General features: G+C 62.4%; 12 protein-coding genes. 6 read left to right on the top strand and 6 right to left on the bottom strand.

What is annotated here, in order from left to right; genetic code table 11:
• Positions 1–6 precede the first annotated feature (6 nt).
• Positions 7–465: a winged helix-turn-helix transcriptional regulator gene (locus OG326_RS11975; protein ID WP_327144705.1), complete on the bottom strand. Its 459-nt coding sequence runs from the start codon at positions 463–465 to the stop codon at positions 7–9.
• An 81-nt stretch (positions 466–546) separates the two neighbouring features.
• On the opposite strand from OG326_RS11975, the gene OG326_RS11970 reads away from it, so the two are divergent.
• The 4 genes from OG326_RS11970 to OG326_RS11955 all read left to right on the top strand — a co-directional run bounded on the left by OG326_RS11970 (position 547) and on the right by OG326_RS11955 (position 3,957).
• Complete coding sequence (locus tag OG326_RS11970; RefSeq protein ID WP_327144704.1) at positions 547–1,251, top strand: nitroreductase; 705 nt, start codon at positions 547–549, stop codon at positions 1,249–1,251.
• A gap of 61 nt (positions 1,252–1,312) precedes the next feature.
• Positions 1,313–2,113, top strand: coding sequence for a TetR/AcrR family transcriptional regulator (locus OG326_RS11965; protein ID WP_327144703.1), 801 nt, complete (start codon positions 1,313–1,315; stop codon positions 2,111–2,113).
• Between the two features lie 8 nt (positions 2,114–2,121).
• Positions 2,122–3,018, top strand: a complete 897-nt coding sequence (locus OG326_RS11960) for an oxygenase MpaB family protein (protein ID WP_327144702.1) — start codon at positions 2,122–2,124, stop codon at positions 3,016–3,018.
• Positions 3,019–3,132: 114 nt separating this feature from the next.
• Positions 3,133–3,957 carry a DUF559 domain-containing protein gene (locus tag OG326_RS11955; RefSeq protein ID WP_327144701.1) on the top strand — a complete coding sequence of 275 codons (825 nt, stop codon included), beginning with the start codon at positions 3,133–3,135 and terminating at the stop codon, positions 3,955–3,957.
• Between the two features lie 151 nt (positions 3,958–4,108).
• Here the strand turns inward: OG326_RS11955 and OG326_RS11950 are convergent, their stop codons facing one another.
• Positions 4,109–4,303, bottom strand: coding sequence for a DUF397 domain-containing protein (locus tag OG326_RS11950; protein WP_327144700.1), 195 nt, complete (start codon positions 4,301–4,303; stop codon positions 4,109–4,111).
• Complete coding sequence (locus OG326_RS11945; RefSeq protein ID WP_327144699.1) at positions 4,300–5,205, bottom strand: helix-turn-helix domain-containing protein; 906 nt, start codon at positions 5,203–5,205, stop codon at positions 4,300–4,302. Before OG326_RS11945 ends, OG326_RS11950 begins: the two co-directional genes overlap by 4 nt.
• Positions 5,206–5,351: 146 nt before the next feature.
• Here OG326_RS11945 and OG326_RS11940 point away from each other — a divergent pair, with 146 nt between their 5' ends.
• Positions 5,352–5,840, top strand: a complete 489-nt coding sequence (locus OG326_RS11940; protein WP_327144698.1) for a hypothetical protein — start codon at positions 5,352–5,354, stop codon at positions 5,838–5,840.
• Positions 5,841–5,932: 92 nt separating this feature from the next.
• On the top strand, positions 5,933–7,042 hold the full coding sequence (locus OG326_RS11935) for a Shedu immune nuclease family protein (RefSeq protein ID WP_327144697.1): 1,110 nt from the start codon (positions 5,933–5,935) through the stop codon (positions 7,040–7,042).
• Here the strand turns inward: OG326_RS11935 and OG326_RS11930 are convergent.
• From OG326_RS11930 to OG326_RS11920, 3 genes are all read right to left on the bottom strand, one after another.
• Entirely contained in the window at positions 7,023–7,751 is a 729-nt protein-coding gene (locus OG326_RS11930) for an HNH endonuclease (RefSeq protein ID WP_327144696.1), read from the bottom strand. The two genes, OG326_RS11935 and OG326_RS11930, sit on opposite strands and share 20 nt — an antisense overlap.
• 68 nt (positions 7,752–7,819) lie before the next feature.
• Positions 7,820–10,795, bottom strand: coding sequence for a Z1 domain-containing protein (locus tag OG326_RS11925; protein ID WP_327144695.1), 2,976 nt, complete (start codon positions 10,793–10,795; stop codon positions 7,820–7,822).
• On the bottom strand, positions 10,792–12,390 hold the full coding sequence (locus tag OG326_RS11920; RefSeq protein ID WP_327144694.1) for an ATP-binding protein: 1,599 nt from the start codon (positions 12,388–12,390) through the stop codon (positions 10,792–10,794). Before OG326_RS11920 ends, OG326_RS11925 begins: the two co-directional genes overlap by 4 nt.
• Between the last annotated feature and the right edge of the window lie 8 nt (positions 12,391–12,398).

The following is a 12,398-nucleotide window of genomic DNA, read 5'->3' as shown; positions in this document are numbered from 1 at the left end:
CAGCGACTATACGGTTCCCGCCAGCATTCCCGGCCCGGGCTCGGGCGCGACCTCGCGGGCGGTGATCGCGGCGGCGCAGTGATCACAGGTGAGCTGCACGTGCGCCTCGCCGCTGCATTCGCGGTGCCGGTAGTGCACGGGCGGGCCGTCCGGGGCCATATAGTCGTCGCCCCAGTCCTTGAAGGCCATCAGGATCGGGTACACGTCATGCCCCTTGGGCGTGAGCCGGTACTCCTCGTACGCGCCCACCGCCGCCGGCCGTTTGACCAGAATCCCATGCTCGACCAGGCGATCCAGTCGATCCTGCAACCGGCTGCGGGAGATGCCGAGGTAGGACTGGAACCCGTTGAACCGCCGCACGCCGGAGAAGGCCGCCTTCAACACCAGCAGAGTCCACCGGTCGCCGAGTACGACCAGCGACCGCGTGATCGAACAGGGTTCGTCGGCCAACTCCTCGTATCGCATCTTCCCATCCTACCGAACTGGTCTTAATATGAGACCAAGTTGCTTCGGTCTCAAAACGAGACCAGATCCGAAGGGGATGACATGCCGAACCGCGCCGCCACCACCGACCCGGCCCAGACCGACCGCTACACCGCCCTGCAATCACTTCTCGAGGACCGCTATACCTGCCGCGCCTTCAGCCCCGACCCGGTCCCCCGCGCCACCATCGAACAGATCCTCACCCTGGCGCAGCGCACCCCCTCCTGGTGCAACACCCAACCGTGGCAGCTCGCCATCACCGAAGCCGATTCCACCGACCGCTTCCGCAAGGCCCTGCTCGACCACATCAACGGCACCGCAACACAATCCGACCTCCCCTTCCCCGCCGCCTACAACGGCGTCTTCCGCGACCGCCGCCGCGAATGCGGCGCAGCCCTGTACACCGCGGTCGGCGTAGCCCGAGGCGACCACGAGGGCTCCATGCGCCAAATGGTCCGCAACTTCGAACTTTTCGACGCCCCCCACGTAGCCATCCTCACCACCGAAGCCGACCTGGGCGTCTACGGCGCCGTCGACTGCGGCCTCTACCTCACCTCCTTCCTCCTAGCCGCCCAAAGCCTCGGCGTAGCCACCGCCCCCCAAGCCGCCCTGGCCTCCTACTCCCCCTTCCTCCACGAGTACTTCAACATCCCGGAGCACCGCCAAGTCATCGCCGGCGTCTCCTTCGGCTACCCCGACCCCCACCACGTCGTCAACGGATTCCGCACCACCCGTGAGGATCTCGACAACGTCGTCACTTGGCACTGATCCGTGGCCATCTGCCACCGATTCCTCCTCGGACCGAGATCGGGCGCGTTAACCTACACATGTGTCGGTTAACCAAGATCCAGTCCGCCGCCTGAAAGGCCACGAGCGCCGCGCCCTGATCCTCGAAGCCGCCCGAACCCTGTTCTCCGCGAACGGCTACGACGCAATCTCCATGCGCGACATTGCCGTTTCCGCCGGCGTCACCCGCCCAGTCCTCTACGACCACTTCGCCTCGAAAAAGGCGCTCGTCCTAGACCTGCTCACCGCGGAGACCGAGGCCCTGATAGCCCGCATCACCGTCGCCGTCCGCACCGATGCCGCCCCGCCCGACCGCATGTCCGCAGCACTCCGCGCATATTTCGAGTTCATGATCGACCGCCCCCTGACCTCCCGCCTGATCCTCACCCCCGCAACGGATCCGGACGTAGCCGAGGTGAGCGCCCACCTGCGCGAACTGGCCGAACACGGCGTACGAACCCTCCTGGCACTCGAACCAGCCCCACCCAGCGCGCCCGGGTCACCCGTAGCCAGCGCTCCCGAGCCCACGGCGGCCAATACCCTTCAACGCGCCCAGGCCAGCACATCTCGGCCCATTGCAGCCCGCACACCCCAGCTCACCGCAGCCAGCGAACCCCGGTCATCTCCGGCAGGCAAGCCGGAGACAGCTGCAGCGAGTCCTCCGCCGACGCGCAAGGACGACTCCCACAAGCTCGAGATCGCGTCCACGATCCTCGTATCTTCCGTAGTCGCCGTGGCGAATTGGTGGCTCACCCACCCCGAAGTCCCCCTCGACACCCTGGTCGACACCACCCTCACCCTGATCACCCCAGGCCTGACCACCCTGACCGAACCACCCCGTTAGGACCAGCGATGTTCGAAAAGCACCCAGGCTGGAACGTCTCCCTCCCCCTAGGCCCAAACTCCCTGACCTGGAAGCACTTCGGCGACATCCGCTCCATGCTGATCCTCGGCCGAGCCGGCACCTTACAAAACATGCACCCCGTCCTTGACGCCGCCCTCCAAGAACACTCCAACTTCTTCACCGACCCCATGGACCGCTTCGACCGCTCGGTAGCCCCCATCCAAGCCATGATCTACCAGCCCGACGCCGAAGCCAGGGCAACAACCGTCCGGGACTTCCACAAACCCATCAAAGGCGTTGCCCCCCAGGGCAACCGCTACCACGCCTTAGACCCGGAAGTCTTCTGGTGGACCCACGTAACCTTCTACGAATCCATCATCGCCACCCAAGAATTTTTCGGCACCCCGTTCACGGAGGCGGAGAAGGCCCAACTGGTAGCAGAGGGCCTAACCTGGTGGCGCCTCTACGGCATGTCCGACCGCCCAGCCTTCGGCGACTACGAAAACTACAAGTCCTACTGGACCCACATGTGGCAAGAAGTCCTGGAATCCAACACCACCACAGACTTCGCCGCCAACATCCACACCGCCAAAGTCCCCGCCCCACCCTTCGTCCCAGCTCCCCTCTGGCCCCTGATTCGCTACCCCGTCATGGCCATCGGCGTCTGGATCTCCAACGCCACAATGCCCCCAGAGGCCCGAAAGATCCTCGGCTGGACCTGGTCCCGAGCCGACCAACTAGCCTTCGACCTCTTCCGCCGCGCAGTCCGCACAACCTGGACCCTCACCCCCGAACGCCTCCGCTACATCCCCGACGCCTGGGCTGGGATGCAGCAGTACCGACAGCCCTCCGAGCAGCACTCGGATGGCGACTCGGACCCCGAAAATGCGACAGCCGCCAAATAGCCTCAGCCCAGCGCGAACTCCGTTATCCACAGCTAATCGAACTATCCACAGTTCCGCTGTTTTCGCAGCACGCCGCCCCGCTCATCGGCCGCCAATCCTGGATGGTCGACTCTCGTGATCCGAACCCGCAGAGACCTACTGACCGAAGTCTCCTCCGCCACCATCACCAACCGCTGCCAGCGCGGCGAGTACACCCGCCTACTGCCTGGCATCTACTCCATCGGCGCACCGTCCACTTACGCGAAATGCCAGGCCGTCACCACGTGGCTCCCGGAGGCGGTATTCAGCCACCGCACCGCCGCGTGGCTGTGGAACATGCTCCCCGAACCCGCATCGATCGAAGCCACCACGCCGCTTTCCATCTACCGCCAAACCCCACCCTGGCTGCACTTGTACCGCCGCGACCTGCTCCCCGATTGGATCGACGAAGCCTGGGACCTGCCCGCTACAACTCCCGCCCGAACCCTCCTGGACTGCTTGACCGTCCTCCCCCAACACGACGCAGACCGCCTCGTCGACGAGCACACACGCACCACGTGGCCACAACTCCTCGAACTGTGCACCCACCTGCGAGGTTCCCCGGCCCTCCGCCGACAACTCCGCACCGCAGCATTCGACGCCGCCTCCGACCCCGAGCGCCTCTTCGCCCGCGCCCTCGCCCACCGCGGCGTGCACCTCCTCGCCAACCACCCAGTCGGCCCCTATTACGCCGACTTCGCAGACACCCGCTCCCACACCATCATCGAAATCGACGGCCGCGAATTCCACAGCGACCCCAGCACATTCCGCACTGACCGCCGCCGCCAGAACGCCCTCGTCCTCGCCGGCTGGCTCGTCCTCCGCTACGCCGCAGCCGACATCTACACCAACCTCGACTCCTGCGCCGATGAGGCAGCCACGGTCATCCGACGCCGCCGCCACAACCGACCACCCCGCTGAAGTTTCCCTGCAACTTCCCACCGTCCCCGTCGACTTCCCGCACACTCGCCTGCGGTTTGCACGAAAACTTCAGCCCCAGAGCCCAATCACGCTCGTCTGGTCGCCGCAGGTGCAGGTGCAGGTGCAGGTGCAGGTGCCAGCCTTCACCCCCTCAGAGCTTCCCGGCCACCACTGCACCGGTAAACGCATGCCACTCAGCTGGAGCGAAAATCAACGAAGGACCAGCCATATCCTTCGAGTCACGCACGCCGACAAGATCACCCACGAAAGCCACTTCAATGCAGTCGGCCTTGTCACCGCTATAGCTGCTCTTGAACCACTGGACACCGTCTAGCTCGCCAGTCACGTTGAGAACTCCTTCGTCACCTGCCGCAGCAGACTACGGCTGGTCGCCTCATCCAGCGAAGCACGCCGGAGAGTCTCGAGAACCCGATCGTACCGCTCCAAGTCCTCGTCCTTCTCGAGGTACATACACCCGATAAAGGACTCCAAGTAGACAACCGCAGGCCAGACTGGCTCGCCCTTCGCATCCTCACCGAATTCCAGAATCGCGAACTGCCCCACCGGATCACCGACCGGAGCCCCCGCCGAAAACGGCAACACCTGTACCGAAACGTTCAGCAGCTTTCCGATCTCCGCCAGATGACGAAGCTGCGCAGCCATGACCTCGGGCCCGCCGACAGTGCTGCGCAACACAGACTCGTGCAGCACTACGTCCAGGGTGACCGGTTGGTGCCTGCGAGTCACCGCTGCCTGACGTTTCGTGCGGAGCTCCACCCGCCGCTCGTGCTCTACTGCCGACTCTTCCGGCTTGGCCGCACGAATGAGCGCACGCGCATAGTCGGGAGTCTGCAGCAGCCCGGGAACCAGCGCAGGTTGATACGTAGTCAACGTCCGCGCAGCAGTCTCCAGCCCAACGTAGACATCGAAATTGGCCGGTATCAAGCTCCCGTACTCATGCCACCAACTCTTCTCGGCCGCCTGCCGAAGCAACCCAACCATGGCCGTCGCCATATCCCCCGACATCTCCAAAACCTCGCAAATTGCTTGAAGATCCCGCACTTTCAGCCGAGTAGGTATCCCCCTCTCCAACCGCTGCAGCACGGAAGAACTCACATCCGCCACCCGCGCAACCTGCTCCTGCGACATCCCCAGCGCCGACCGCGCTTCCCTCAGATACCGCCCGAGCTGACGCCTGGGCAAGGTCGAACCGCTCTCCAACATGACAACCCCCTCGTCGACAACCACCCGTACTGGGTCACCTCGGCCCCCGAACTGACAGTGGCCCTGGGCATTCAGATCGATAGAACTGGGTTACCCAGTTAAGGGTAATCACGCCAGGTCACACGTGGTGTGCTTTCTAGCAGACAGGCAAAGCACGAAAGGAGCGGAAGATGTTCGAGCGACTGACTATCGGAGCTTGGGCCATCACCACACCAGGCTGCTCGGTTCGTTTCGTGATCGACGAAGGCGGGCAGTTCACAACCCTGATACTCGGCGATATGCAGCGAGAGTTCGAAATCTCCTTGGACACTGCAACTCTCAAGCAGATGGTATCTCACGGGGCACAATCGCTGAGCGAGATGACTATGCCGCGAAACGCCGACAGCGGACGAATCGAGCCGAACGTGGAGGCAGTGATTGTCCGAGACCCTGATGGCCCGAGCGTCATTCGCGTGTTCATCGACGGCGCCGAGGCACCGATCACCGAATTCACCGTCGATGCACGCGCCGGCTGGACCTGGAACGACTGGGTTGCAGCGCGAGATGTCAACCTTGCGGCCGCCTCGCCCGCAGCGCGCGAGCGGCTATTCGCGGCATATGCCGATCCACCCGGCGGTGAGTTCATCACCGGCCGTGAGGGAACAGCGTGGCTCGAGTGATGGACAGCTCGAATGCGCCACAGCCCACGAAATGGCAACCAATTCTGCCTATGCCGCTTGACGCCGGGTCATCCGGCTTTCACAATCAGTCAGTGGCGCGCATCCTTGATCTCGGCCCGAACAAGCAGCGAATCACGGCGCACAGCGTCGACAAGGGCGTTGTGTGTGAGCATCAAGTCGTCGCCGACGACGACGGCACCACACTCCTACATCTGTCGACGTTCGGATCGAAGGACCGTGAGTCCGATCCCAAGAGCAGTCAATCGCTACAGTTCGATGCCAAAGTGGCGGCCGATCTCACTCGAGTCTTCCGTGATGCTTTCGGGGACGCGGCACTGAACATCCAGTCCCGTATCGATGTCGCGTTTCCGTCGGGAGTTGCCGTGGACCCAGCGCTGCTGGCCCAGGCTTACGGGCGAGATCCCGAACTCTTCAGAGAACTGATCAGCAACGACGAGGCCGCACGAGACGTCGTCGCGATGGCCCACCGCAGGAGCCAGGTGGAGAGGTTTCGCAAGCTGCTCAATAATGAATCCTACTTCCAGTCGGAGTCCGACCAACTCGCGCAGAAGGGTAACGAACCCGTCTGGCAGCACTTCTTCGAGGAGAATCCGTGGATTCTAGGAATTTCACTCACGGGCCAGCTGCTGACATCGTGGAATGACCAGAAGTTGGAGCAAGTTGTTGCAGGTCACTCTATCTCGGGAGTAGGTAAACGTACTGACGCGCTGCTCCGCACTTCCGGACGTATCAAGTCGATGGTGTTCGCCGAGTTCAAGACACACAAAAAAGATCTGCTTCAGAAAACCCCCTACCGATCAGGTTGCTGGGCACCCTCCGACGAGTTGTCGGGCGGAGTCGCACAGGTCCAGGGCACAGTCCATCGCGCCGTCAAAGAAATCGGCGAGCGATTGCAGGGCACGGTCACAGACGGCAGCAAAGACCCCTATGACTACACCTACCTGCTACGCCCGCGCTCTTACCTGATCATTGGCACCTTGGACGAGCTTCATGGCGAAAAAGGCGGCGTTCACGAGGACAAGTTCCAATCCTTCGAGCTATACCGGCGACAACTCGTCGAGCCCGAAGTACTGACTTTCGATGAACTGCTGACCCGGGCCGAGTGGATCGTGGCCTCGGAGTCATCCAGCTCGGCAAAGCCGAAATCCGACGATTCGGTAGTCAGCGACCGCCGGCCTTGACCAGATCGCGCAGCTCGGCGGGTTGAAGCCAGCGGGACTGGCGGTGAATCATCCGGTGGCAATTAGCACATAGAAGAACTAAATCCTCTGTGCGAGTTTTGGTTTCACCGGAAACGTGGAGTGGAACCACATGATGGCATTCGATGTAACCTTTGCCGTGAACACCATAGACGAGCTCGAAATCGAACTCACATATTTCGCAGAATATTCGATCATTCGCGCGAAGAAACTCGGCGACCTTTTTGTTGCGTAACTTTGCATCTCGTTCGCGGCGGCGATGGACCGCCACCATCAAGCGGCCTTCGCGGGCAGGCTCGTCATCGTCGAGCAGTTCAACCTCGGCAGCGACGTCGGTGTCGAAATGACCTAGTCGGGCAGCATCACGAATCGTTTGCGCCAACTGATGCATTTCAGCGGGCTCGGTCAGGAAGTCGTCCAGAACCACAACGTCCAGCGCCCCGCCGCGGGTCTTCTTGCCAGTGTAGCCCGGGTGATGCGTCGCAATGTCCGTGGTCTTGCGCGACACGCTATCGGAACTGCGGAAGGTCTCGGTCCGCACCGTTGATGAATGCAGTGGCAGCGAACGAAGAAGTTCGGACAAATCCCGTACCCGCGGATCGCCCTGCCTTAGCTCGCGCCAGCCGTTCTGCGCAACCAAGTCGCATGCCAGGATCAGTTCATCCCGGACCCACGCAGGACTACGAACCATGTGAACCAAAGTAGCTTCAGACAACACAACTGGCAAACGGTCCAGTCTGATTCGAGTCTGGCCAGCAACTAGCCCAAGTTCGTGTCCTCATCGTCGCGAATATCCACGATTGGCGCATCACTGGAGTCGATAGTGGTGAAGCGGATGATTCGGTCGTCGGGGCCGGCGGCCGAGGCAGGGGCTACGAAGCCGAAGCCTATGACTACCTTGGCTGGGTCTATCCGGCCTTCCGGCGTGATGTCGGCGTTGAAGCGGGGTTCGACTACCGGGTAGAGCATGACAACGCCTCGGCGGGGAGCCACCAGCGATTCGGTGTTCGGGTCGCGGGAGTCGGGGAGGGCGCCGGCTATGCGGCGGGCGATGGTGCGGTGGCGGCTGGTGCTGATGGCGCCGAATAGGGGGTCGCGGCGGCGGACTCGTTCCCAGCGGGTGAAGGTGCGGCCTTCACTGCCTAGAACGATGTCTTTGCGGGAGCGGTCGGTTTGTGGTGCCAGGAGGATCCAGTCGTCGACCTGAGGTGATGCGCCGCGACTGATCGCGGATAGATACTCCGCGTGTGGGGCAAACTGGCCTGGGGTCAGCCAGCGCATTTGTTCGATGATCTCGATCAATTCGGATGTGGCAAATCGACCGGTCAGAGCAGAGAAGCGGTGGACCGGCTTGTTGTCGAGATGGTAGGCGAAATCTGTTGTTGCGGTAGATAGTCGGTCGAACACCGGCGACCACAGTTCGGTGTTGTGGCGCATATCCGCGGACTTGATCGGGTATGCGAACGGCTCCCGCCAGCTCCCTGGCGAACGAATCTCCAACAGTTGAGCGTTGTACATCTTGTTGGGGCTGGTCGGCTTCAGAGTCGGTCGGTGCTGGGACACCAGTGGCGGCACCTGGGCTGGGGTCACCTGCGGTACCCCGTCGATCATTACCGCGTACTGCTCGAGCTCGCTGCGGAAGCTCTCCTCATCCATGCACACGGCCTCGAACGCCTTGTACAGATCCAGGTCCTGCTTACCATGAGATTCTTCGCGACCGATGTAGAGCCGCACCAGATCTCGGTAGCCCTTGCGGAATCCGAACCAGCGGCCCATCTGCATGAGGGCTGAGGCGTTCGCGGAGCGGCGGCGGAAGTAGGAGACGGTCAGGCCTTCGACCGTGAAGCCGCGGGAGAGTTTTTGGCCGCCGATGAGAATCTTCCAGATGGAGCGGCGGTCGAAATCTGCTTCGCCGGTGGCGATGTCGGCATCGCCATTGACGACGATGATCGGTTTTTGGTCGGCACTGACGTTCATAACGACCGGGCCGACGTAGGGCATGAGGTCGTCGTAGATGGTGGGCGTGGCGCAACCGGCGGCGCGGACAGCAGATACGGGGGCTATGTCGGACCCGAAGAGTTCACGTAGTCGCTGATGACCTCGGGAGCTGGAATAGCCTGCTTCCCACCAGATTTTGGTAACGCGGCCCAGTAGCTCGCGGTGGGATTCGACCCAGTTGGACTCGTGGATGAGCATGGTGTGGTGGCGGAAGTAGCCCTCGCCCAGTTCATCTCGGTCTTGCCGGTAGAGCTTCATGGCGCCGGTGAGGACGAACATGTCGACGGCACGCTCCAAGGGTTCGGTGTCGTCCTCGTCGGAAACGACTACGTCGCGGACATGCGCCAGCTCGTTCGAATTGCTGTAAGACCGCTCCTCATCCCCGTCATCGAAGTCGAAGTCGTGGAAGTCGCTGGCGCCCATGTATCCCTCGGGACGAGCGAGAGAGATGATGAAGTCCTTGGGGAAGATGTCGGCGCTGTCGCTGGGGTCGATGAAGACGTTCGCGTACGGGGTGGCCGTGTAGCCGACGTACTGCGCTCGGGGCAGCATGGTCAGCAGCTGGGAGATCTTCTGATTGATGGCGGTGCGGTCGGCGTCGGGCTTCGGCTTCGAGGTGTTGACCGAGGCTTCGTCGGATTCGTCATCGATGATCAGGACAGGGATCTCGTGCAGCGGGGTGCGAATCTTATTGAGGTCCTTGACCAATTTGGTGAGAACCGACTTGTTCTTCTTCACCACCATCAGCCGGGCCGCGGCGCGGTGCAGGTTCACCGGATCGTAGAGCGGGAGCGCGGGCTCCTGCTTCTCGAACTCAAGCGCGACGATGCCTTGCAGCAGGCTCTTGTAGTCGTCGTAGCGGGTAGTCAGGCGATGGATGTCGAACCCGCCCAATACCGATGGGGCGGTGCCGAATTCGACGAACTTGCGCTGGATCCATTCCGGGTCGTCGGCGTAGTCGGACTCGAACTCACTTGCCCCGCGCAGGACGTTCTCACGCCCGACCAGCTCCATATCGAGACGGCGCTGAGTCTGATCGCGAAGCAGGTTCATCGTGCCGCCCAGCACGATGACCAGCCGATAACCTGCATCCATTGCGCGCGCGATCACTCCGGTGAAGTTCGCGGTCTTCCCGGACTGAACGTAACCGACAACCAGGCCCTTGGACTGGTACGCCTCTGGCCGCGTCGGATCCGAAAGTCGTTCCACCACACTCTCGGTCGCCATATCGAGGGTCGTGATCGCCTGGTCGGTCCAGCCTTTGCGGGCCAACAGCTCGGTGTACATGGGCCAGTACCATTCGCGGCCCTGATGCGTGGCGTACCACGGGACGAACTCCTTACTGATCACGACCGGCCGGGGAGCCTTGACCACCGGCGCTACTACGTCGAGCAGCTTGCCGGTGGTCGCCTCCAGCGAGAGTTCGCGGTACACGTCACCGCGGCGTTCGTCGGTACACGGGTCTGCGGACGACCACTGCGGCCCCTGGGCGAAGTCCCAGGCGCGCAATTGCTTTCGCCACATCTCCACCAGTTGGTCACCGGCGTCAGCCGCCCGCAATGCCTGCTGGAAGTCCGCTTCCGAAGCGTACGGGTCTGCACCGGAGAGATCCTCGGCCTGATACCGCATCGCGCGTTCCAGACGTTTGGGCTTACTCCCCGCCAGATCAGCAAGGACCGCGTGGTGCAATGCAATCCGCGGTGCGGCATCCGGTGTGTGCAGCGACTCCACTGTCATTCCCCGTCCCGATCGCCGAGGCGATCCATTTCCGCCCGGGCCGCGGCCACCAACACCGATTGCCACAGCTGCAGATTGTCTTTGTCGCGGCTACCGAGCCGCTCTCGCTGAAATACTTCGTGCAGCATCAGATACAGCAGAGACTTGATCATGGGGGCGTCGTTGAGGCCGCCTCGACGGCCCCCAAGAACTGCGGCACGGTAGCGCTGGTTGAGCAGGATCTCGCGTTCCTCGCGGTCGATCTCGAAGAATGTGTCGCCCTCGAAGGTCTGCCACCGGATCACGATGGGGTCTTCACCGATCAACGGAGGCAGTTCCTCTGAAATCACTTCTCGAACAGCCGGATCCAGACCCTTGCCGGGCGGGATCACCGGCTTGCGTTCGACGCCTGCGCGTTTGCGCGCCTCGCGGTAGACGGTGTCGGCGGCGCTGAGGTATCCGGTAAAGGTGACGCTGTCGTCGTCTGTCGCATTCTCCAGCGCGGCAATGAATTCCGGTGAGATCGAGACGCCGTCCTTCTTGACGGTCAGGCGGAATACGTCACTCGCGCCGGGCGGCAGCTCGACTGCGACTCGCGCCAGGGACAAATGCTGTTCGGGCTGACGGAAGTTGTTCCAGCCGCCCGCCTGTACGAGCCGATCATTGCGGTAGAGATAGAAGCCCTGCGTCTCCAGCAGCGAGCCGATGCCGCGGAACTGTGCGAGCGACGACTTCGGCGGCCAGATGTGCGCGTGCATCGGCACAATGCCGGCGGAGGGAACCTCCACCTTGAAGGTGCGTGGATACCCGGGGTGCCCGACCACGGGGTAGCCGAACGGATCCACCGGTTGCACACCGAAATCCATCACTACGAGACCAGTAGCAATGTCCTCGACGGCAATGGTGATGTTGAAGTTCCCACGGGCCAGGAATCGATGCAATTGCAGTCCGAGGTGCATGCCGAGCTTGCTGATGATCCGGGCCAGATAGCGTTCGGTCTGCTCGGGTCCGCCATTGCGGGGAAAGTCCTTCACGCCGTCCCAGCGCACAACCGTGCCGTGCCACGTGATCGGCTTCCCGGCGTATCGGTCGATGAGGGACTGCGCGTAGCCCGGTTCGACTATGTCGCACTGGAATCCGGTCTTGGCGCGCTCCATATTCCAGCGCCGACCCATCGGCCGGCTCATGCGGGTTCGACTCACCACCGTGACCGCTGCAGCATGGCTCAATGATGCGGATTTGAGTCCGGTGCCGAACATGCCGAGCGCACCGTGCTGGTAGTCGCGGCGGCCGCCGACGGTCATGGCCACATCGAGTTCATCCTCGGCCATTCCGCAACCGTCATCGACGATCAGCAGACTGACCAATCGGTCGCCGTCGCGCAGAAAGTGGATGACGACATCCTTGGCGCCCGCATCGATGGAGTTGTCGACGAGATCCGCTACGGCGGCTTCGAATCCGTAGCCCTGGCTGGTCAGGGCCTCCATGTACCGGGGGTCGGGCGGAAGGTGCTTGGTGCCGACGGTTGGAACATCGAACTTCCACTCTTCGACCATGACCACCCCTGAACTACAACTCCCGAATGAGAACTCTAGCGAATGATCCGCGTTGTACATCGTGGCGT

Origin of the sequence: Nocardia sp. NBC_01327, assembly GCF_035958815.1 — a bacterium.
Lineage (GTDB): Bacteria > Actinomycetota > Actinomycetes > Mycobacteriales > Mycobacteriaceae > Nocardia.
Note: the sequence above shows the minus strand (reverse complement) of the source record. Positions and strands in the feature narration are given on the sequence as shown.

Excerpts from the sequence above, each read along its gene's own strand:
- OG326_RS11940 (WP_327144698.1), top strand. The coding sequence starts at position 5,352 with ATGTTCGAGCGACTGACTATCGGAGCTTGGGCCATCACCACACCAGGC.
- OG326_RS11925 (WP_327144695.1), bottom strand. The coding sequence starts at position 10,795 with ATGACAGTGGAGTCGCTGCACACACCGGATGCCGCACCGCGGATTGCA.
- OG326_RS11970 (WP_327144704.1), top strand. The coding sequence starts at position 547 with ATGCCGAACCGCGCCGCCACCACCGACCCGGCCCAGACCGACCGCTAC.
- OG326_RS11960 (WP_327144702.1), top strand. The coding sequence starts at position 2,122 with ATGTTCGAAAAGCACCCAGGCTGGAACGTCTCCCTCCCCCTAGGCCCA.
- OG326_RS11975 (WP_327144705.1), bottom strand. The coding sequence starts at position 465 with ATGCGATACGAGGAGTTGGCCGACGAACCCTGTTCGATCACGCGGTCG.
- OG326_RS11920 (WP_327144694.1), bottom strand. The coding sequence starts at position 12,390 with ATGTACAACGCGGATCATTCGCTAGAGTTCTCATTCGGGAGTTGTAGT.
- OG326_RS11930 (WP_327144696.1), bottom strand. The coding sequence starts at position 7,751 with ATGGTTCGTAGTCCTGCGTGGGTCCGGGATGAACTGATCCTGGCATGC.